The organism is Pantoea sp. C2G6 (assembly GCF_051336815.1).
In the GTDB taxonomy this organism is placed as follows: domain Bacteria; phylum Pseudomonadota; class Gammaproteobacteria; order Enterobacterales; family Enterobacteriaceae; genus Pantoea.
Window position 1 is genome coordinate 601,975 of record NZ_JBGMNJ010000001.1, and the last position, 21,868, is coordinate 623,842.

The 21,868-nt window shown below is 58.9% G+C and carries 18 protein-coding genes; 11 read left to right on the forward strand and 7 right to left on the reverse strand.

Annotated features, from left to right (window positions below; translation table 11 throughout):
• Positions 1-22: 22 nt before the first annotated feature.
• Positions 23-1,720 carry a ribulokinase gene (locus tag ACCW71_RS02920; protein WP_436369509.1) on the reverse strand — a complete coding sequence of 566 codons (1,698 nt, stop codon included), beginning with the start codon at positions 1,718-1,720 and terminating at the stop codon, positions 23-25.
• 365 nt (positions 1,721-2,085) lie between these two features.
• On the opposite strand from ACCW71_RS02920, the gene ACCW71_RS02925 reads away from it, so the two are divergent.
• The 5 genes from ACCW71_RS02925 (at position 2,086) to ACCW71_RS02945 (ending at position 8,018) form a co-directional block, all read left to right on the forward strand.
• Entirely contained in the window at positions 2,086-3,069 is a 984-nt protein-coding gene (locus ACCW71_RS02925; RefSeq protein WP_436369510.1) for an arabinose ABC transporter substrate-binding protein, read from the forward strand.
• 99 nt (positions 3,070-3,168) lie between these two features.
• Positions 3,169-4,689: an L-arabinose ABC transporter ATP-binding protein AraG gene (gene araG, locus ACCW71_RS02930; protein WP_436369512.1), complete on the forward strand. Its 1,521-nt coding sequence runs from the start codon at positions 3,169-3,171 to the stop codon at positions 4,687-4,689.
• A 12-nt stretch (positions 4,690-4,701) separates the two neighbouring features.
• On the forward strand, positions 4,702-5,688 hold the full coding sequence (gene araH, locus ACCW71_RS02935) for an L-arabinose ABC transporter permease AraH (protein WP_436369514.1): 987 nt from the start codon (positions 4,702-4,704) through the stop codon (positions 5,686-5,688).
• A gap of 76 nt (positions 5,689-5,764) precedes the next feature.
• Positions 5,765-6,682 carry an arabinose operon transcriptional regulator AraC gene (araC, locus tag ACCW71_RS02940; RefSeq protein WP_436369516.1) on the forward strand — a complete coding sequence of 306 codons (918 nt, stop codon included), beginning with the start codon at positions 5,765-5,767 and terminating at the stop codon, positions 6,680-6,682.
• Positions 6,683-6,971: 289 nt separating this feature from the next.
• A complete protein-coding gene (locus ACCW71_RS02945; RefSeq protein ID WP_436369518.1) occupies positions 6,972-8,018 on the forward strand; it encodes an oxidoreductase in 1,047 nt (348 codons plus the stop codon).
• Between the two features lie 374 nt (positions 8,019-8,392).
• On the opposite strand, the gene add is transcribed toward ACCW71_RS02945, so the two are convergent.
• From add to malX, 3 genes are all read right to left on the reverse strand, one after another.
• Complete coding sequence (gene add / locus ACCW71_RS02950; protein ID WP_436369519.1) at positions 8,393-9,388, reverse strand: adenosine deaminase; 996 nt, start codon at positions 9,386-9,388, stop codon at positions 8,393-8,395.
• A 143-nt stretch (positions 9,389-9,531) separates the two neighbouring features.
• The gene (locus ACCW71_RS02955; protein WP_436369521.1) at positions 9,532-10,704 is read right to left on the reverse strand and encodes a MalY/PatB family protein; all 1,173 of its coding nucleotides are present in this window, start codon (positions 10,702-10,704) and stop codon (positions 9,532-9,534) included.
• Between the two features lie 17 nt (positions 10,705-10,721).
• A complete protein-coding gene (malX, locus tag ACCW71_RS02960) occupies positions 10,722-12,311 on the reverse strand; it encodes a maltose/glucose-specific PTS transporter subunit IIBC (RefSeq protein ID WP_436369523.1) in 1,590 nt (529 codons plus the stop codon).
• 170 nt (positions 12,312-12,481) lie between these two features.
• On the opposite strand from malX, the gene malI reads away from it, so the two are divergent.
• Positions 12,482-13,507 (forward strand): Mal regulon transcriptional regulator MalI, encoded by a 1,026-nt coding sequence (gene malI, locus ACCW71_RS02965; RefSeq protein WP_436369525.1) that lies wholly within the window; start codon positions 12,482-12,484, stop codon positions 13,505-13,507.
• Between the two features lie 44 nt (positions 13,508-13,551).
• On the opposite strand, the gene ACCW71_RS02970 is transcribed toward malI, so the two are convergent.
• Both ACCW71_RS02970 and manA read right to left on the reverse strand, forming a co-directional pair.
• Complete coding sequence (locus tag ACCW71_RS02970) at positions 13,552-15,051, reverse strand: YdgA family protein (RefSeq protein ID WP_436369526.1); 1,500 nt, start codon at positions 15,049-15,051, stop codon at positions 13,552-13,554.
• Between the two features lie 132 nt (positions 15,052-15,183).
• Complete coding sequence (gene manA / locus ACCW71_RS02975) at positions 15,184-16,359, reverse strand: mannose-6-phosphate isomerase (RefSeq protein ID WP_436369528.1); 1,176 nt, start codon at positions 16,357-16,359, stop codon at positions 15,184-15,186.
• A gap of 201 nt (positions 16,360-16,560) precedes the next feature.
• On the opposite strand from manA, the gene fumC reads away from it, so the two are divergent.
• On the forward strand, positions 16,561-17,958 hold the full coding sequence (gene fumC, locus ACCW71_RS02980; RefSeq protein ID WP_436369529.1) for a class II fumarate hydratase: 1,398 nt from the start codon (positions 16,561-16,563) through the stop codon (positions 17,956-17,958).
• Between the two features lie 46 nt (positions 17,959-18,004).
• Here the strand turns inward: fumC and tus are convergent, their stop codons facing one another.
• Positions 18,005-18,934 carry a DNA replication terminus site-binding protein gene (tus, locus tag ACCW71_RS02985; RefSeq protein ID WP_436369530.1) on the reverse strand — a complete coding sequence of 310 codons (930 nt, stop codon included), beginning with the start codon at positions 18,932-18,934 and terminating at the stop codon, positions 18,005-18,007.
• A 205-nt stretch (positions 18,935-19,139) separates the two neighbouring features.
• On the opposite strand from tus, the gene ACCW71_RS02990 reads away from it, so the two are divergent.
• The 4 genes from ACCW71_RS02990 (at position 19,140) to ACCW71_RS03005 (ending at position 21,862) form a co-directional block, all read left to right on the forward strand.
• A complete protein-coding gene (locus tag ACCW71_RS02990; protein ID WP_436369531.1) occupies positions 19,140-20,324 on the forward strand; it encodes an MFS transporter in 1,185 nt (394 codons plus the stop codon).
• 207 nt (positions 20,325-20,531) lie between these two features.
• Positions 20,532-21,026, forward strand: a complete 495-nt coding sequence (locus ACCW71_RS02995; RefSeq protein WP_436369532.1) for an RrF2 family transcriptional regulator — start codon at positions 20,532-20,534, stop codon at positions 21,024-21,026.
• 205 nt (positions 21,027-21,231) lie between these two features.
• Positions 21,232-21,414, forward strand: coding sequence for a type II toxin-antitoxin system HicA family toxin (locus ACCW71_RS03000; RefSeq protein WP_436369533.1), 183 nt, complete (start codon positions 21,232-21,234; stop codon positions 21,412-21,414).
• A 22-nt stretch (positions 21,415-21,436) separates the two neighbouring features.
• Positions 21,437-21,862, forward strand: coding sequence for a type II toxin-antitoxin system HicB family antitoxin (locus tag ACCW71_RS03005; protein ID WP_436369535.1), 426 nt, complete (start codon positions 21,437-21,439; stop codon positions 21,860-21,862).
• Positions 21,863-21,868 lie beyond the last annotated feature (6 nt).

Sequence of the window (21,868 nt, forward strand, 5' to 3'; positions counted from 1 at the left end):
AGACTGCCTGCAACAATGACGCCTACTGGGATAGGCTCGTAGCGGAAGCGGGGCGGGCGGCGTACTGCGGTTCAGCCGTCACGCACCATTGTTGATAGCGTTGATAAAGTTGTTGATAGCGGGCGACGCGCGCCGGATCGGGTTGCAGGGTGACGGCGATCGGGCTGGCCATTACCTGCTGCGCCTCCGGTACGCTGGCGTAGACGCCAGCGGCGACGGCGGCAAAGATCGCCGCACCCAGCGCACAGCATTCGTCAGAGGCGACAATATCCAGCGGCCGGTTCATCACGTCACAGCAGGCCTGCATAATGGCGGGCGATTTACGCGCGATGCCGCCCAGCGTCAGAATGCTCTCCACCGGGATCTGCTGCTGCTCAAAACACTCCATGATGGCGCGCGCGCCAAACGCGGTGGCGGCGACCAGGCCACCAAACAGCGCCGGGGCGTCGGTGCCGAGATTGAGATCGGTAATTACCCCTTTCAGTCGCTGATTGGCATTGGGCGTGCGACGACCGTTGAACCAGTCGAGCACCACCGGCAGGTGATCGAGCTGCGGATTAGCGGCCCAGGCCTCGGTCAGATCTTTAATCAGATTCTTTTGCATCTCCGCCAGCTGCGGCTTCAGCGCCGGATGCTGCTGCGCCGCCAGTTGCAGCGGCCAGCCGAGTAACCGGCTGAACCAGGCGTAAATATCGCCAAAGGCCGACTGACCCGCTTCCAGACCAACAGCGCCCGGCATCACGCTGCCATCGACCTGACCACAAATGCCTTTAATGGCGCGATCGCCCACCTGTTCCGCATCCGCAATCAGGATGTCGCAGGTTGAGGTGCCGATCACTTTCACCAGCGTGTAAGGTTTTGCGCCGCCACCGACTGCGCCCATGTGGCAGTCAAACGCACCACCGGAGAGGGTCACGGTTTGCGGCAGGCCGAGCCGTTGCGCCCACGCCGGGCTCAGCGTGCCGACCGGCAGATCGGCGGTCCAGGTGTCGGTGAACAGCGGGGAGTCGAGCTGCTGAGTCAGCATCGGATCGAGCGCGTTAAGAAAATCGACATCGGGCAGACCGTTCCAGTCGCCGTGCCACAGCGCTTTATGCCCGGCGGCACAGCGACCGCGGCGCAGCCTGTCGGGCGCGGTGGTGCCGCTTAACAGGGCAGGCACCCAGTCGCACAGCTCGACCCAGGAGACGGCGGCCTCGCGTACTGCCGCATCTTCACGCGACACGTGCAGGATCTTGGCCCAGAACCACTCTGAGGAGTAGATGCCGCCGATATAGCGGCTGTAATCCTGAAAACGGCCGCTGTGGCAGAGCTGATTGATCTCTTCCGCCTCTTCTATCGCGGTGTGATCTTTCCACAGCACAAACATCGCGTTGGGGTTGTCGGCGAACTCCGGGCGCAGCGCCAGCACGTTGCCGTCGCGGTCGATCGGTGCCGGGGTAGAGCCGGTGCTGTCAACGCCAATGCCGACCACGGCGTTGCGCTGCTCGTCGCTCAGTGCATTCAGCACGCCGAGCAGCGCCTGCTCCATCGCGTCGATGTAATCCTGTGGATGGTGACGAAAACGGTTGGTGTGCGGATCGCTGTATAAGCCCTGCTGCCAGCGCGGGTAATTGCACACCGCGCTCTGCAACTCGCTGCCGCTAAAACAGTCCACGGCCAGCGCACGCACCGAATCACTACCAAAATCCAGCCCAAGGGTGATGGCTCCAGCACGCATCGGAATCTCCTGTTGTGAGTTAACTCCTGTATCCTGGGTTCGGCGCGTCAGATGAGTTAGTCATCGCTGGCTGACAATATGCACTTTTCTGCCATCGACAGTGATTTTGTGATCCATTGCAAAAGTTAACGACCGGTTAAATTCGCTGAATATATGGACCATTCTGCCGTGATTTTAAGATGTGATACCGCTCTACATTTTTCTTCGCTAATCCCGCTAAAACTAGCCCAGCGTCTGGACAGGCTGACAGCACATAGCAACCTAACGCACTGATTTATGGCTGTACCCACAAAACAAAACAAACTGGTAGCGTTTACACCGATTCGTTATTAGCAGCGAAAAATAACCTGGTACCGGAGAGCATCATGCATAAATTCACTAAAGCGTTCGCGGCCATCGGTCTGGCAGCGGTTATGTCACAATCCGCTATCGCCGAGACCATGAAGCTGGGGTTCTTAGTCAAGCAACCAGAAGAGCCCTGGTTCCAGACTGAGTGGAAATTCGCCGACAAAGCCGGCAAAGATCTGGGCTTTGATGTCATCAAAATTGCGGTGCCAGATGGTGAAAAAACCCTGAACGCCATCGACAGCCTGGCGGCGAACGGCGCGAAAGGTTTCGTTATCTGTACGCCCGATCCGAAACTCGGCTCCGCCATCATGGCGAAAGCGCGCGGCTACGGTCTGAAAGTCATCGCCGTCGATGACCAGTTTGTCACCGCCAAAGGCAAGCCCATGGACACCGTGCCGCTGGTGATGATGGCCGCCACCAAAATTGGTGAGCGTCAGGGCCAGGAACTCTATAAAGAGATGCAGAAACGCGGCTGGGATGTGAAAACCACCGGCGTGATGGCGATTACCGCCAACGAACTCGACACCGCGCGTCGTCGTACCAGCGGCTCAATGGAGGCGATCAAAGCGGCGGGCTTCCCGGCCGCTCAGATCTACCAGGTGCCAACCAAATCCAACGACATCCCTGGCGCGTTTGACGCCGGTAACTCCCTGCTGGTGCAGCATCCTGAAGTGAAACACTGGCTGATTGTCGGCATGAACGACAACACTGTGCTGGGCGGCGTGCGCGCCACCGAAGGTCAGGGCTTTAAAGCGGCTGACGTGATCGGCATTGGTATCAACGGCGTGGACGCGATCAGCGAACTGTCAAAAGACAAGGCGACCGGCTTCTACGGATCGCTGCTGCCAAGCCCGGACATTCATGGCTATAAGAGCAGCCAGATGCTCTACAACTGGGTCAGCAAAGGTGAAGAGCCACCGAAATTCACCGAAGTGACCGATGTGGTGCTGATCACCCGTGACAACTTCAAAACGGAACTGGCGAAAAAAGGACTGATGTAACCCTGAGCCTGCCAGGCTGAACGTCGCCTGGCATCCTTCATAGCCCATTTCGCGCCGCCCGCCATCACCGGCTGACGGTGCGAAAGAGTGAGGATAAACATGAACACTGATTCAGCATTTCTGTCGTTTCATGGCATCAGTAAAACTTTTCCTGGCGTGAAAGCGTTGCAGGATATCTCTTTCGACTGCCGCGGCGGTGAAGTCCATGCGTTGATGGGCGAAAACGGCGCGGGCAAATCGACGCTGTTAAAAATACTCAGCGGCAGCTATCAGCCGAGCGGCGGTGAGATCCGCATCAAAGGCCAGCCGATGAACTTTGTGCGTACCACCGACGCACTCGATGCCGGAGTCGCCATTATTTACCAGGAGCTGCATCTGGTGCCGGAGATGAGCGTGGCGGAGAACATCTATCTCGGTCAGATCCCGCACAAACATGGCCTGGTTAACCGCAAGCTGATGCGCTACGAAGCGGGTCTGCAACTGAAAAATCTCGGCATGGATATTGATCCCGACATGCCGCTGAAATATCTGTCGCTGGGGCAGTGGCAGATGGTGGAGATCGCCAAAGCGCTGGCGCGTAACGCGCGCATTATCGCCTTTGATGAGCCGACCAGTTCGCTGTCAGCCCGTGAAATCGACAACCTGTTTCGCGTCATCCGCCAGCTCCGCCAGGAGGGACGGGTGGTGCTCTATGTTTCGCATCGCATGGAGGAGATCTTTGCCCTGAGCGATGCCATTACGGTGTTTAAAGATGGTCGCTACGTGCGCACCTTCACCGACATGGCCAACACCCATCACGACGACCTGGTGCAGGCGATGGTGGGGCGCAACCTCGGTGATATTTATGGCTACTCACCGCGTCCCAAAGGAGCGGTGCGGCTGGAGCTGGATAAGGTCGAAGCGAAGGGGGTGCGCACGCCGATTTCGCTCAAGGTCCATGCCGGTGAAATCGTCGGGCTGTTTGGCCTGGTCGGCGCGGGACGCAGTGAACTGCTGAAAGGTCTGTTCGGCGGCACCCGGCTGCGTGGCGGTCAGGTGATGCTGGATGGCAAGCCGCTGCCGCTGCGTGAGCCAATCGACGCGATTCGCGCAGGTATTATGCTCTGCCCGGAAGATCGCAAAGCGGAAGGAATTATTCCGGTGCACTCGGTGCGCGACAACATCAACATCAGCGCCCGGCGTCACAACCTCAGCGCCGGTTGCCTGATCAAAAATGAGTGGGAAAACCGTAACGCCGACAGCCATATCCGCTCGCTGAACATCAAAACCCCCAGCGCCGACCAGCTGATCATGAACCTCTCCGGTGGCAATCAGCAGAAGGCGATTCTGGGCCGCTGGTTATCGGAAGAGATGAAAGTGATCCTGCTGGATGAGCCGACGCGCGGCATCGATGTCGGCGCTAAGCATGAGATTTATAACCTGATTTACCAGCTGGCGAACCAGGGCATCGCGGTGCTGTTCGCCTCCAGCGACTTACCGGAAGTGATGGGCCTCGCGGACCGCATCGTGGTGATGCGTGAAGGGGCGATTGCCGGAGAAGTCCTGCACGACGACGCCACGGAGCAGCAGACGCTGAGCCTGGCAATGCCTAAAACCACCCAAGCGGCCGCCGTGGCCTGACAGGAGATCATCATGGCTTCATCCACGACCTCAAATACGCCTCCGACCGCTTCACGCAGCGGCCTGCAACTGGGACGCATCTGGGACAACTTCGGCATGCTGGTGGTGTTTGCGCTGCTGTTTATTGTCTGTGCCATCTTTGTGCCGAACTTTGGTTCGTTTATCAATATGAAAGGGCTGGGGCTGGCGATGTCGATGTCCGGCATGGTCGCCTGCGGCATGCTCTTCTGCCTCGCCTCCGGGGATTTCGACCTGTCGGTCGCCTCGGTCATCGCCTGCGCGGGTGTGGTCACGGCTGTGGTGATTAACATGACCGAAAGCCTGTGGATCGGCGTCGCCGCCGGTCTGGTGCTCGGCATGATCACCGGTTTTATCAACGGCTTTGTGATTGCCCGGCTGAAGATCAACGCCCTGATCACCACGCTGGCGACCATGCAGATTGTGCGCGGTCTGGCCTACATCTTCTCCGACGGTAAAGCGGTCGGCATTGAGGATGAGCGCTTCTTCGCGCTGGGCTTCGCCAACTGGCTGGGCGTGCCGGCCCCCATCTGGCTCACTATCGCCACCATGCTGATTTTTGGCTTCCTGCTTAACAAAACCACCTTTGGCCGTAACACCCTGGCGATTGGCGGCAATGAAGAAGCGGCGCGGCTGGCCGGTGTCCCGGTGGTGCGTACCCGCATTATCATTTTTATCCTCTCCGGCCTGGTGTCGGCGGCGGCCGGAATTATTCTGGCGTCGCGGATGACCAGCGGCCAGCCGATGACCTCGCTGGGCTATGAGCTGGTGGTGATTTCTGCCTGCGTACTGGGCGGCGTGTCGCTGAAAGGCGGCATCGGCAAGATCTCTTACGTGGTGGCGGGGGTGCTAATCCTCGGTACGGTAGAGAATGCGATGAATTTATTGAATATCTCGCCATTCTCACAGTATGTGGTGCGCGGTCTGATACTGTTAGCCGCGGTGATATTTGACCGCTACAAACAAAAACATAAAGCCTGATTGGGCGAGTCGTTGGCCCGCAGACGCTGCGGCCTCTGCGGGCTATCCGAACAATAACAGACTGAGTGAGGACGCTATGTATCACCGCGAATCACCCGCCGGGCAGCAAAACCCCTTGCTGCCGGGTTATTCATTCAATGCCTGGCTGGTGGCGGGACTGACGCCGATCACCGCTGATGGCCCACTCGATTTCTTTATCGATCGCCCGCACGGCATGAAAGGGTACATCCTGAATCTCACCATCAAAGGCAAAGGACGGGTATTTGACGGCGAGCGGGCGTTTGACTGCGAGCCGGGCGAAATGCTGCTGTTTCAGCCAAAAACCGCCCACTACTATGGCCGCGCGCCGGATAGCCCGCAGTGGTTTCACCGCTGGGTCTACTTCCGTCCACGCGCCTACTGGCAGGACTGGCTGCGCTGGCAGGATGAGCAGGAGGGCGTCGGGCGACTGCTGCTGCCGGAATCGCTGCGCGGAGAGTTTGATCGGCTGTTCGCCAGTATTGAACAGACGCACAACTCCGGTCGCCGCTTTGCCGAGGAGCTGGCGATGAACCTGCTGGAGCGGCTGCTGCTGCGCGCGGTGGAAGAAGATCCGCGCAGCCATCAGTTAATCCGCGATCCGCGGGTTATCGAAGCGTGCCAGTATGTTACCAACCATCTCGCCAGCGAGGTGAAGATTGAAGAGGTGGCGCGCCACGTCTGTCTCTCACCGTCGCGGCTGGCGCACCTGTTTCGTGAGCAGATGGGGGTCAACCTGCTGCGCTGGCGGGAAGATCAGCGGGTGATCCGCGCCAAACTGCTGTTGCAGACTACTCAGGAGCCGATCGCCAGCGTCGGGCGTGAAGTGGGCTATGATGACCAGCTCTATTTCTCGCGGGTGTTCCGCAAGCGGGTCGGCGTCAGCCCCAGCGACTTCCGTCGCCGTAACCAGGATGCGCACGACAGCCTGGCGACCCAGACCGCCTGGCCCCTGGCGCAGAGTGCTATCTCTTAGTTTTTTCGGGGAATTCCTCCTTGTCCTCACCTGGTTAATAGTCTTAAATCAATCAGGTTAGCGACTAAGATCCTATCCCATCAGGCTATTTTATTTGTCAGTCTGAACCTGGGCAGTGCTCACACAGGCTGCTTTAGCAACCTGAACGCCCGTCAGGGCGGCCCTGAAAGGGCGAGCGTAGCGAGTAATCCTCACGTACGACGTGTACGCTCCGGTTGTTCCGCGCTGTCCGTGTCCAGACTGTCTACAACAATTACGCCTGATGGCTCAGAATCCACGAGGAATCAAAATGAGCGATAAATTACGTGTTGGTCTGATCGGCTACGGTTTCGCCAGTAAAACGTTTCACGCCCCGCTGATTGCGGGGACGCCGGATGTTGAGCTGGCCGCCATTTCCAGTAGCGACGCCAGCAAAGTCCACGCCGACTGGCCCGCCGTTAAGGTGGTGGCCGACCCTCAGGCGCTGCTGGACGATCCGACGTTGCAACTGATTGTGATCCCTACGCCCAATGACACCCACTTCCCGCTGGCCAAAGCGGCGCTGAATGCCGGTAAGCATGTGGTGGTCGATAAGCCGTTTACCGTGACGTTGTCACAGGCGCGTGAGCTGGATGCGCTGGCCAAAGCCAAAGGGCTGCTGCTGTCAGTGTTCCATAACCGCCGCTGGGACAGCGATTTCCTGACGCTGAAATCGCTGCTGGATGCCGGTACGCTGGGCGAAGTACGTTACTTCGAGTCTCACTTTGACCGTTTCCGGCTGGAGGTGCGCAACCGCTGGCGGGAAATGAAGGGCGCGGGCAGCGGCATCTGGTATGACCTGGGACCACATCTGCTGGACCAGGCGCTGCAACTTTTTGGTCCGCCAGTCGCGATTAACGTCGATCTGGCGGAGATGCGTCCGGGCGCGCAGACCACCGACTACTTCCACGCCACACTGACCTATCCACAGCGGCGCGTGGTGCTGCATGCCAGCATGCTGGTGGCGGCAGAATCGGCGCGTTACACCGTCCACGGCACCCGCGGCAGCTACGTCAAATATGGTCTTGATCCGCAGGAAGATCGCCTGAAGTCGGGGAATTTCCCGCCGCAGGAAGACTGGGGTTATGACATGCGCGATGGCACCCTGACACTGGTCGACGGCGATTCCCTGAAGGAGAGCAGTCAGCTGACCCAGCCGGGCAACTATCCGGCTTATTACGCGGGTATTCGTGATGCGATAGCCGGATGCGGTAACAATCCGGTGACGGCGGAAGAGGCGATTCAGGTGATGGAGTTGATCGAGCTGGGCCTGCAATCAGCCGAGAAACGCCAGACCATGTCGCTGAAGCGCGTCTGATCGGCAGGCGCTGACGCAGAAAGCAGAACGGGCCGGTTATCCGGCCCGTTTTGTTAGCAGTACCAACTGCAAGACCGAACCAGCGCAGAGAACAGGGTCAGATCGGAAAGACGCAAAAGCCGCCATCCATGGCATGCTCGGCCCGCGCGATTACGCACCTCATCCCTGAGGTGCGCCCGTTGCCGGGCCAACGCGTAACGTTGTTCAAAAACGCTCCCGGCGTTTTTGTCCATGGCGCGGGACGCTTTCCTCTTCTGACCCTGTTCCCTGCGCGTCAGGCATATGCGTGGCTGTCAGAATTGCCCTGAGTGTGCCAGGGCAGCAGAGTGACGGGCCGGTTATCCGGCCCGTTTTTTATGTCTGCCGCCAGCGAATTACTGTACGCGGGCGCGAATCGCCGCTTTCTCCGCTTCGCTCAGGAAGGCGATAGTCAGACCGTTTTCCTGCGCCTGACGGATCTGCGGGGCGCTCAGTCCGGCCGCCGGGGCGGCGTGCTGATACTCATGCGCCAGTTCAATTCCCTGAACCGCCGGGTCATCAGTGTTGATGGTCGCAAGAATACCATGCTCAAGGAAGGTTTTGAGCGGATGCTGCGCCAGTGACGGCACGGTGCTGGTCTGGATATTGGAGGTCAGGCACGATTCGATACCGATATGGTGCTCGGCGAGGAAATCCATCAGCGCGCGATCTTCAATCGCCTTAACGCCATGACCGATACGCTCAGCGCCCAGTTCGCGAATCGCCTGCCAGATGCTCTCCGGTCCGGCGGCTTCACCCGCATGCACTGTGACCCGGAAACCGGCATCACGCGCCTGGGTAAAGTGGCTCAGAAACTCGCTGCCGGGAAAGCCCAGCTCATCACCCGCCAGATCCACCGCCGTAATGTGATCGCGGTGGGCCAGCAGACCGTCCAGCTCACTCAGACAGGCCTCTTCGCCAAAGGTGCGGCTCATAATCCCAATCAGCCGCACGTCGATATTGTGCTGCTGACGGCCGGCCCGCACGCCGTCGATCACTGCCTCAACCACGCCAGCGATCGGCAGGTTGTGGGTCATCGCCATATAGCCAGGCGAAAAACGCAGTTCCGCATAGTGAATACCGGCGCGGGCGGCATCTTCCACGTTCTCCAGGGCAATCCGGCGGCAGGCATCGAGATCGCCCAGCACTTTCACGCCCCAGTCGAGTTTCTGTAAAAAGCTCACCAGGTCAGGCTCATTCTCGCCAACCTGCACATGCGGACGCAGGGTTTCAAGGGTGGAAGCGGGCAGGGCAAGATTAAACTGGCGACCCAGATCGAGAATGGTTTGTGCACGGATGTTGCCATCAAGGTGGCGGTGAATGTCTGTCAGAGGAATTTTAGAATCGATCATGGTGCACTCGCTCAATTGTCGGTGAAGTGCAGAGCATTATAAAAATATCCTGCGCAACAGCGCCAGCTATTTGCGCAACAACCGGGTCGGCTGCTGGTTAATTATCCATAACCGGCGGGCAACAGGCGTCCCGCCGGCGGCGGTCAGAGCGGCAGAGAGCGAACGGCGGCCATTAAGCGCGTCAGACCCTCATCAACTTTACTGCGCGGACAGCCGACGTTAAGGCGCAGAAAACCGCTGCCGGCACTGCCGTAGGTCGACCCCGGCATGATGGCGACCCGCTGCTGAATCAGCGCCTGTTGCAGCGCCTCTTCGCTGACACCCAGCGCACGAAAATCGAGCCAGGCGAGATAGGTCGCCTCCGGGATCTGCCAGCGGAGCGCAGGAAACGCGGCGTTCAGCCGCTCAGCCACCTGAGCAAGATTACCCTTCAGATAGCCGCGCAGGGCGTCGAGCCAGGGCGCGCCGTGGCGGTAAGCGGCGATGTGCGCGGCCACCGCCAGCACCGCGGGCGAAGAGAGTCCATCGGCATTTTTCAGCGCCTGAAACCAGGCCGCACGATCGGCCGCCTGCGGGATAATCCCCCAGGCCCCGGTGAGACCGGGCACGTTGAAGCTTTTTGACGCCGAGGTAAACAGCGCCCAGTCGCTGCGCGCCACGCGGCCCCAAGGAAGATGCGGCTGGCTGCCGATGACCAGATCCATATGGATCTCGTCGCTGATCACCCGCACATCGTAGCGGGCGCAAAGCGCGGCCATCTGCTGTAGCTCCGCCGCCGTCCAGACTTTGCCGGTGGGATTGTGCGGGCTGCACAGCAGCAGAATTTTGCAGCGCGGGCGCGCCAGCCGCCTCTCCAGCGCCGCCATATCGCAGTGCCAGCGGCCCTCACGATAGTGCAATGGCATCTCCAGCACCTGCCGCTGATTGCCGCGCACCGTTTTATAAAATGCGTCGTAGGCGGGGGTATGGAGCACCACCTCGTCATCCGGCGCGCTCCAGTGGCGCACCATCTGCGCCACCATGTAGATCACCGAAGGGCCGTATACCAGGCTGTCAGGATCGGGCTGATAGTGGAAACGGCTGCTCATCCAGTGGCAGCAGGCTGAGAGAAAATCGTCATGCTGCCAGCGACTGTAGCCCAGCACGCCATGCGCGAGGCGCTGCGCCAGCGCATCACGCACCGCCGGGGCGGTCTGAAAGTCCATGTCGGAGATGGTAAACGGCAGCAGATCGGGGACGCCAAAGCGATCGGCGACAAAATCCCACTGGGTTGACCAGCTGCCCCGGCGGTCGATCACCTCATCGAAGTTAAACATCAGCGGTTCCCTCGTCATCAGGCGGTAACATTCATCAGGTGTGACAGCTCATCTTTCACCGACTGCACCTGCGGCCCGATCACCACCTGCAAACTGGTCTGGTTAAGATGGACCACGCCAATTGCACCATTGGCTTTCAGCGCCGCGTCATCCACTTTGCTCATATCCGCCAGGGTTAAACGCAGGCGGGTCAGGCAATTATCCAGTGAGGTGATATTCTCTACCCCGCCCAGCGCCGCCAGAATTGCCGGTGAGTTGTAGCCGGACTTGCCTTTCCCGGCGTTGCTGACCTGCTGCACCAGCGCACTGGTACTCTCCACCTCACGGCCCGGCGTTCTGATATTGAAGTGCAGAATAGCGAAGCGGAAGATCAGGTAGTAGCCGATAAACCAGATCAGCGCGACCAGCGGCACCCAGTACCATTTGGTCGCCAGGCCATGCAGCACGCCAAACACCACGAAGTCGATGATATTGCCGTCGGTATTGCCGATGGTCACGCCCAGCATCGCCATCACGCTGAAGCCGATACCGGTCAGCAGGGCATGGATCAGATAGAGGAACGGCGCCACAAACAGGAATAAAAACTCAATCGGTTCGGTGGTGCCGCCAACCACGCAGGCCACCACGCCGGAGATCAGCAGCCCTTTAATTTTGTGGCGGTTCTCCGGGCGGGCGCAGTGGTAGATCGCCAGTGCCGCGCCGGGCAGTCCGCCGAGGAAGGCGGGCATTTTACCCTGCGACAGAAAGCGGGTCGCGCTTTCAGCAAAACCGTGCGTCTCCGGGCAGGCGAGCTGCGCCTGGAAGATGGTCAGCGCGCCGCTCACGCTCTTGCCGCACACTTCCAGCGTGCCGCCCGCATCGGTGAAACGCATAATCGCCACCAGAATATGTTGCAGGCCAAAGGGCAGCAGCAGGCGTTCGCCGGTGCCAAAAATCATCGGACCAAAGTCACCCGCGCTGTTGATCATCCAGCCTAAGCCGGTAATGCCGCGGGCGAAAAAAGGCCAGATCAAGGGGACCACCAGTCCCAGCAGACCCGCCACCAGGGTGGTGATAATCGGCACAAAGCGGGTGCCGCCAAAGAAGGCCAGCGCGTCGGGCAGCCGGATGTTATGAAAGCGCTCATGCAGCCAGAACACCACAATCCCCACGATCACCGCTCCGAGGATCCCGGTATCGATGGAAGGAATGCCGAGGATCGGCTGAACGTTGTTCGCTTTCAGCACCGCGGCGTCTGCGCTGGGCAGAATGCCATGAATGGTCAGCCAGAAGTTGATGCTGAGGTTCAGCACCGCATAGCCGACAAAACCGGCAAACGCTGCGACGCCCTTATTCTCACGGGCCATACCCAGTGGAATGGCGACCGCAAACATCACTGGCAGGTAGCTGAAGGCAAAGGAGCCGAGCTTCGCCATCCAGAGAAACAGATATTGCAGCCAGGGGTGATCCAGCACCGGCAGCAGGGTCAGGACATCGCGGCTGCTCAGCGAACTGCCAATGCCGAGCATAATGCCGCAGAAGGAGAGCAGGGCAACCGGCAGCATAAAGGTTTTCCCCAGGCTCTGGAAAAATTCCCAGACGGACATTTTCGGGCGTAACGGTGACATGATCGCTCCTGATTAAGGGCCCACAGAGTAAAGATGCGTGAGGATAAAACGTTTTACCAAAGGGTTATGCGCGCTGTATCACACTAATCGGAGCATGGCTGATATTATTGAACACTCAGACGGTGTAACGTTTTACCTTAATTCGGTTTTCTATTCAGATGAGTCATGCCATGAGTAAAATCACCATCAATGATGTGGCGGCGGCGGCAGGGGTCTCGGTGACCACGGTTTCGCTGGTGCTCTCCGGCAAAGGGCGGATCTCTGCGGCGACCATAACACGGGTTAATCAGGCCATTGAGCAACTCGGCTTTGTGCGTAACCGGTCGGCGACCATGCTGCGGGGCGGAGAAAGCGGTGTGGTCGGGCTGATCGTGCGCGATCTCAGTGAACCCTTTTATGCGGAGATGACCGCCGGGCTGAGCGACGCACTGGAAAAGCAGGGCAAGCTGCTGTTCCTGACCCAGAGCGGTAAACAGAGCCAGCATCTGAATCGCTGTTTTGAATCCCTGGTGGCGCAGGGGGTGGATGGCGTGGTACTGGGCGGCGGTGCCGATAAGGCGGGCCAGATTGGAGCGCGGGCCCGTGAGCTGCAAATGGCGCTGGTCTGCGCCGCGCGCGCCAGCAGTCTGGAGGAGGTGGATGCGATCCGCCCGGACAATGCCCAGGCCGCCCGCCTCGCCACCGAATACCTGATCCGTCAGGGCCATCAGCGCATCGCCTGGCTGGGCGGTCACAGCGCCTCTTTATCCCGCGCCGAACGGCTGGGCGGCTACTGTGCCACCCTGCTGCAATATGGTTTGCCGTTCCGGCCGGAGTGGATTATTGAATGCGGCAGCACGCAAAAAGAGGCCGCCGACGCGGCGGTCGCGCTGCTTCAGCAACATCCCCAACTGACCGCGGTGCTGGCCTCCAACACCACCGCCGCGCTGGGATGCTACTTCGGGCTGCTGCGCACCGGCCGCACTTTTGGTCGCGGGGCGGTGGACAGCTATTATGAACGGCAACTGGCGCTGATGGGATTTGGCGATGAACCGCAGGCGGAACTGACCGACCCGCCGTTAACCGTCGTGACCAGCTCCGCCAGGGAGGTGGGACGGGTAGCCGCTGAACGTATCCTGCAACGCATGGCGCAGCCGGACGCGGCCCCGCAGAATGTGATTGTGGCCCCCCAGCTGGTGGTGCGCGGCTCGGCATAAAAAAGGCGACCCGAAGGTCGCCTGATGCGTGGTCATGCGGGACGTTACTGCGGCATCCCTTCGCTGGTCGGCATCCCCAGCATATAGCGTGACAGGAACTGCGCCAGCGTCATTTTGTCGCCGTTCATGGTCACCTGACCGTTGGCGTACTGAAGGCTGGTCACAATATTATTATCCTGCTGCTGGGTCAGACGGAACATCTGGCCCATCGCCGCCAGACCTTTCACCTGCTGATCGGCCAGCTTCTGCGCATCATCGGCCTGATAGCCCTCTGCCAGACCCACTTTATGCATGGTCTCGGTGGCCATTGGCATATTGATGGTCAGCTTGCTGTCGAGCGTTTTCAGCACCCGGTCAACCATGCCGTTCAGATCCTGCGCTTCGCCGGTGACGGTGGCGGGATCGTTGAAGCTGGCGGTCAGATTAAAGGTGCTCTCACCTTTATCGTTTTTCCAGCTCAGCGGCGCGATGCTGAGGGAAGGCGATCCCTTCAGCAGCAGCGGCAGATTGCTCATCAGAATATCGTGCACCCCTGCCTGATACCGAACCGGGTCATCCGTCACGCCGGGCTGATTCAGCAGTTGCTGCATCTGGGCGTTGTAGCGATCGGAGAAGGCTTTAACCGCCTGGGCATCAAACTGCGACAGCTTCATTTTCAGCGCCGCCTGACCAAAGTCCTGCTTCTGCAACTGAACGCTTTCCACCTTATAATCGATGTCGCCGCCAATCTTACCGGCGTTGTTATCGAAAGAGGAGGAACCCTTCATCTTGTGCAGCGTCAGGGCATCCTGGCCGTTGATGCTGGCATTGACCTTCTCAATATCAATCGACTGATCGCCAACCCGCACCCCTTCCGGGCTGAGATGGCTGTTGCCGCTGAACTTCAGACCATTCAGCGTAAACAGCACCGGCTGATCCAGCTCGTTTTTGCTGGTCAGGGCGAGGCTGCCGACATCGCTATCCAGCGACACTTTATCGCCTTTGTTGTCAGCGCTGATGTTAAAGGTGCCGCCATTGGTGGCCAGACGCTCGCCGCTTTGCGCATTCTGATAGTCAATCGGCAGCAGGCGCAGCGCGGTATCGGTCGCGCCGCTGTAACCGATGCGGGTATCCGCATTGATCAGCGACTTGTTCCCGGTCAGCGCAAACAGCTTTTTCACCGCGTCGGTGTTAGCCAGTTCGGTATGCACGGAGGCCATGCTCGGGATCAGATTGAAATGCTTGAGCTGTGCGAAGGGGAAGGGACCGTGATCGATGGTTTCATTCAGAATGATGCTCTGACCCGGCTTCAGCAGGGCGTTATCTTCGGTCTGTGAACTGGCCTGCACCACCAGATTGGCCTTGCTGCTGAACACGCCACGCTGATAATCCTGATAGCTGATCTTCAGGCGGCTGTTGGGGGCATAAGCATTCAGCTGGGTATTGGCGTTCTGCACCAGCTGGTCCATGTGGCTTTCAATTTGCTTACCGGTGAACCATGCCGCGCCGGTCCAGATTACGCCCAGAGCGATGATTACGCCCACGGCAACGTTGGTCTTTTTCATTGCTGATTCGTCCTTATCCTTGAGTCCGCTTATGCCGCAGGTCTGCCCTGACGACCGAAGAAAAACGCCCGCAGGCGTTTAAAAGCTAATAGCTTGAAATAATAGCAGTTAACCGGGATGCCGTCAGCCGCTTCAGCCTAACTCATTAAATACCCGTGCCAGTCGGCCCGTCCCGGCTGCGCTTACCGGCGCTTCGCTGGCGGCGATAAAGCAGGATTCGCCCGGCTTCAGCGTCAGCTGCTGCTCGCCTCTGGCGATCACCGCCTGACCCTCGATACAGAACAGCACGGCGGCGCTCTGCTGCGTCAGCGTCTGCGGTTCCGCGCTTAAGGTATGGATAGCAAAGGCGAAATCATCCACCGGGATCGGGAAGCGCAGGGTGCTGCCCTGTTGCTCAGGCTGCGTCAGCAGCGTCGCGGCGGGCTTCTCCTCGAAGCGCAGGTTCGCCATCAGCTCCGGGATGTCGATATATTTTGGCGTTAATCCGGCCCGTAACACGTTATCGGAGTTGGCCATCACCTCCAGCGCCACGCCGTTCAGATAGGCATGCGGGGTTTCAGCGTAGAGGAACATCGCCTCACCCGGTTGCAGGGTGATCACGTTCAGCAGCAGCGGAGAAAACAGGCCGCTGTCGTCGGGGTACTCCGCGGCAATGAGCCGGATGGTCTGCCAGGGTTCGCCCTGCTGTGCATCGAGCACCGATTTCAGCACCCCCAGCGCCAGCGATTTTTCCTCACCCTCCAGCGACAGCAGGGTCGCGAACAGCGCCGCCAGCGTATCCTGATCGGGATGCTGCAAAAAATGGGCAATCTGCGGATGTGCGCCGGCGACCGGCTCCAGCAGCGACACCATCTCCGTCAGGGTGCGGAAGCCGTTCATCGCCTGAAACGGGGTCAGTGCGTAAACCAGCTCCGGCTTATGGTTGGCATCTTTATAGTTACGCTCCGCGGCGCTCAGCGGGATACCGGCGGCATTCTCGCGGGCAAAACCGATTTCAGCCGCGCTTTTGCTGGGATGCACCTGAATCGAGAGCGGCTGATCGGCGCATAACACTTTAAACAGGAAGGGCAGTTCACCGAAGCGCTGCGCCACCGCCGCGCCCAGCGTGGCGACCGGATTGGCGTCAATCACCTCACGCAGCGAGCGCGGGGTGCCCTGGTCATCCACGGTGGAAGGACTCTTCGGATGCGCCCCCATCCAGAGTTCGGCCATCGGCACGCCTTGTGGATTCGCAATACCATAAAGTTCAGTCAACGCTGTTTTGCTGCCCCACGCATAATTTTGCAGCGAATTGTTCATTTTTTGCATCATCAAGCCCTTTATTACGGGAAATTATTGCCGGTATTAAAGCAGAAAATAGCGGTGAAAATACATATCGGGCGCAAAAGGAGGCTAAGCTCTGATAATGTTAAATTATTGTATATCATTATCCTGGCCGCCCGGTGGCCGAGCCTGACAGCGACCCATCGGACGATCATTCATTTACCGCAAGGCGAAGGAGACCTCTTCATGGCAGTCAATCGCATTGAGAAAGATTCAATGGGACCCATTGATGTACCGGCAGACAAACTCTGGGGCGCGCAGACACAGCGCTCACTGGAACACTTCCGCATCTCAACCGAAAAAATGCCGACCGCACTGGTGCATGCGCTGGCGCTGACCAAGCGCGCCGCTGCCAGCGTCAACCGCGATCTGGGGCTGCTGCCGGCTGAGCGCGCTGAGGCTATCATCAGCGCCGCAGATGAGGTACTGGCCGATCGCCACAGCGGGGAGTTTCCGCTGGCGATCTGGCAGACCGGTTCCGGTACGCAGACCAACATGAACATGAATGAAGTGCTGGCAAACCGCGCCAGCGAAATCCTCGGCGGGGAGCGTGGCATGTCGCGGCTGGTCCATCCCAACGACGATGTGAACAAGAGCCAGAGTTCCAATGATGTCTTCCCGACCGCGATGCACGTCGCCGCGGTGATCGCCCTGCGCGAGCAGCTGATCCCGCAGATTGAGGTGCTGAAAGCCACCCTGAGCCAGAAGTCTGAGGCCTTTAAAGATATCGTCAAGATTGGCCGTACCCACCTCCAGGATGCCACGCCGCTGACGCTGGGCCAGGAGATCTCCGGCTGGGTAGCGATGCTGGAGCATAACCTGAAGCATATTGAGCAGAGCATTCCGCACGTGGCGGAGCTGGCGCTGGGCGGCACGGCGGTAGGCACCGGGCTGAATACTCACCCGGAATATGCGGTGCGGGTGGCGCAAGCGCTGGCTGAGCTGACGCAGCAGCCGTTTGTTACCGCGCCAAACAAGTTCGAAGCGCTGGCGACCTGTGATGCGCTGGTCCATGCGCACGGCGCGCTGAAAGGGCTGGCCGCCTCGCTGATGAAAATCGCCAACGATGTGCGCTGGCTCTCCTCCGGTCCGCGTTGCGGCATCGGCGAAATCGCTATCCCGGAAAATGAACCCGGCAGCTCGATCATGCCAGGCAAAGTCAATCCGACCCAGTGCGAGGCGATGACCATGCTCTGCTGCCAGGTGATGGGTAACGATGTCGCGATCAATATGGGCGGCGCCTCCGGCAACTTTGAGCTGAACGTCTTCCGTCCGATGGTGATCCATAACTTCCTGCAATCGATTCGCCTGCTGGCGGACGGCATGGAGAGCTTTAATCATCACTGTGCCGTCGGCATTGAGCCGGTGCGTGAGCGTATCGATCAGCTGCTCAACGAATCACTGATGCTGGTGACGGCGCTGAACACCCATATCGGTTATGACAAAGCGGCGGAAATCGCGAAAAAGGCGCACAAAGAGGGACTGACGCTGAAAGGCTCAGCGCTCAAACTCGGTTATCTGACCGAAGAGGAGTTTGACGCCTGGGTGCGGCCGGAAGAGATGGTCGGCAGTATGAAGTCGTAAGATGGATGAAGAGTCTGAGGCCAGCCCCTGCTGGCCTTTTCTGGCTTTAAACCGGGCAATCTACCCACAGGTGCAGGCGCGGGATCAGCAGATTCAGCGGTTCGGCGGCCGGTTTGTGGCGATGGGTGATGTTGTCGGCGTCATAACTTAGCAGCTCGCCCAGCACCGGCACCTGACTGCGATCGCGGCAGATCACCAGAATCGGCGACGGGCAGGCCAGCTGCGTCTGCTTTTTCTCGTCGGCACGCCAGACGCGCGCAATCGGCTGGACTTTTACCGGACGCTTGATTTTAAGCCGGGCTGACGCGGGCAGGGCGCGCACGCTCGCCAGCTCCTCCTGCACTTTCTCTGCCCACTGTTCCCGTGACCACGGCGCCTGCGCCCGTCCCGCCTTGAGGCTTTTCTCCAGCTGGGCGATCACCTCTTCGCGTTTCATATTCTTGATAATATGTTTGTTGGCCCAGCCAAATCGCAGGCTGTCCGGGGCGTTGAGCAGAGTAATAGTGCGGTAGGCGTTCAGGGTAATCAGCCCGCGCAGATGCTGATGGACGAACTCAAAACGCGCCTCGCTCGGCAGCCCCGACTCCACCGTAATCAGCTGCTCAAGCCGCGCTTTCAGCTGGTTAATGGTATCGACCTGGGTGGCGATCTCCGCTTCACGCTGCTCATCACATTCGATGCACAGGGCACCAGGCAGTCGTACCGCCGCTTTGGTGCTGAGCTTTTCGGACTGATGCTGCATAAACAGACGGCAGTAGTGCTCCAGCGCCATGGCGCGCGCGCTTTCGCCGAGATGCTGCTCGACCGCAATCTGCGTAATCGCCTCATGCTCCTGGCCTTTAACGATGGGCGGCAGGCTGAAGACGCGGGCGATCAGCAGCGGCTGCGCCTCAATCTGCTGGCGTAATTCGCCCAGCGCCTGTTCCAGCTCATTCACACATTGATGCAGATCGGAAACCAGGTCATAACGTGCCATTCGGTGCCTCCATAGTTACAACGTCCATAATGTGGCAGAAGCCCGCGCGGCGCGCAATCTCTTTTGTAGTTACAACATACTATTTGTTAGTTATAATAAACCGTGCGGCCTGCCTGGCGAGGACAGGGAAAAGGGCATCATCCATTCTGGCTGGTGCCGGAACATGTTATAAAACGGTTTGCCTGCTAACGAAGAGACTATTCCATTGATTGCGAACCCGAAACCGCGCATTGCCGCCATTATCACTCTTGGCCTGGTACAGATTCTCTCCTGGGGCGGCTCCTTCTATCTGATGGCGGTGATGGCCAATCCTATCGCGGCGGAGACGGGCTGGTCGCAGCAGTGGATCTATGGCGCGCTCTCTACCGGCATTCTGGTCTCGGGCCTGCTGGCTCCCTTAACCGGACGGATTATTGCCCGGACCGGCGGCCGGCTGCTGCTGGCGATGGGCGGGGTGGTGATGGCGCTGGGCCTGGTGATCATGGCCTCCAGCCATACTCTGCCGCTGTTTCTGTTTGCCTGGGTGATCATCGGTATCGGCATGGCGATGGGGCTGTATGATGCGCTGTTTGCCACGCTGGGAACCTGCTATGGCGGACAGGCGCGGGCGGCGATTACCGGTATCACCCTGATTTCCGGCTTCTGCACCACGCTGGTCTGGCCGGGGACGGCCCTGTTAATTCATGGCTTTGGCTGGCGCGGCGCGTCGCTGATTATCGCGGCGCTGCTGGTGATCTGCGTGCTGCCAGCCTATCTGTTCGCCTTACCGGCAGGTCAGGGCGCCCGGCTGGTGAAGCGGCCCGCCTCGCAGCCCGCCAGCGCAGAGATTGCACCAGCTATTTTCTGGCTGCTGTGTGCCATCTTCACCCTGGCATCGGTGATTATGACCGCGATGTCAGTGCAGCTGATTGCCCTGTTGCAGGCGAGCGGACACACGCTGACGTCGGCGCTGGCGATCAGCGCGGTGCTCGGCCCCTGTCAGGTGGGCGCTCGTGTGGTCGACATCGCTTTTAAACGCAGCCACCCGATTCGCACCACCTTTTTCTCGGTCGGCCTGGTGGCGCTGGGCTTGCTGCTGCTGGCACTGATGCCGCAGATGGCGCTGCTGAGTATGGTGCTGTATGGCGCAGGAAATGGCTTACGTGCCATCGTACGCGGAACTTTACCGCTGGCGATGGTCAAACCAGAGTCCTACGCGATTGTGGTGGGGAAAATGGCGCGTCCGGCGTTGATCGGCCAGGCGCTGACCCCGCTTATCGGTGGGTATCTGTTTGAAAAGATGGGGGCCCCGGCCACGCTGTGGTTGCTTTGCGCCCTGGCAATCTTTAACGTGGTGCTGGTGATAGCGCTGAAGCAGCGCCTGCCGGCCACCCCGGCGGCGTCGGCGTAACGCCCGCCGCTGCCAGGCCGCAGCCGGGCAGGGCCGTTAGCAGGGTAAGCACCCTGTGCTATCGCGCCGCAGACTTTGGTGAATACGTGCCTTGTCTCCGCGGCCTTGCTTCAAAAAAGCAACAGTGTTTGTTATATTTATTGCTCATTGATTGTTCACTTATGCGGCAATAAAACAATAAGATGCACCGCAACTCAGGATAAATAAATGCTTGATTACCGCTTCCCGACAGCTTTGCAAATGGTTCTGAGCGTAGCGATGGCGGAGCAAATGGGAAAACGCTCTACCAGCGCGATTCTGGCCTACGGGCTGGAAGCGAATCCCAGTTTCATACGAAAATTAATGGTCCCGCTGACCCGTGACGGCATTATCGTCTCAACGCTGGGCCGTACCGGTTCGATTCATCTGGGCCGTCCGGCGGCGGAGATCACCCTGCGGGATATTTACGTCTCCGTGATTGAAGACAAAAAAATCTGGGCCGCCCGTCCCGATGTGGCACCGCGCTGTCTGGTCAGCGCCAACCTCTGCTGGTACTTCAAGTCGATTGCCGATGAAGCCGAGCAGGCGTCGCTGGATGTGCTGGCGAAACGCACCGTGGCAGACGCGCTGAATGAGCTGAAGAAACGCGATACCAGCAACTGCACCGCCGTGCCGGAACCCGATCCCGAAGAGATTGATGACCTCTGCAAAAAAAGCCGCTGACAGCGGCTTTTTTTATGGCTGTCATGAGGGGGTGTCCCATCCTCAAGCCGCGCTTAATCGCGATTCACCTTGATTGAATCGCAATCATCGTTAACTGAAATGGTTCGGCAGGTGTAACGGCAGACATTTGTTAGCGATGCAACAAAAATGTTGTTTTGATAAACAAAAATGTTATGCTTTTACTCATTAACAGCGAGGGAACGCGATGAAGTACAGTGAATTCAGACGCTGGCTGATTCAGCAAGGCGCTATCTTAACCAGGCATCGCAGTGGCAGCAGCCATTTCAAGGTCTTTCTGGGCGACAGGCAATCCATTTTCCCGGATCATGGAGCAAAAGAGATGCCTGAAGGGACGCGAAGAAAAATTTTAAAAGATCTGGGCTTGTAAGCCTGATCAATGAGGTAACCCTATGTTTAATTATGCCGTCAAATTAACTCATGACACTAAAACCGACACCTACGAGGTGTCATGTCGGGACCTGCCATTACTGCATTCAGTGGGTGATACCGTTGATGAAGCGCTGGCTGAAGCTGAAGATGGTCTGGTAACCGCGATTTCTCTTGAAATGGATAGCCGTCGTCCGATTCCGGTGGCCAGTAAACCGCAGGAGGGGGAATACGTTGTTTCTGTACCAGTGCTGGTGGCAATGAAAGCGGCTCTCTATAACGCGATGATTGAAACCGGCACGCGCAAAGCCGATCTTGCACGTCAGTTAGGCGTAAACGGCCCCCAGGTGGATCGGTTACTGGATGTTGAACATTCATCGAAAGTTGAAAAGGTTGAACTGGCGCTGGCGCAGCTCGGACGAAAAGCTCAGGTTGAGATTCGCACCTGATCATAG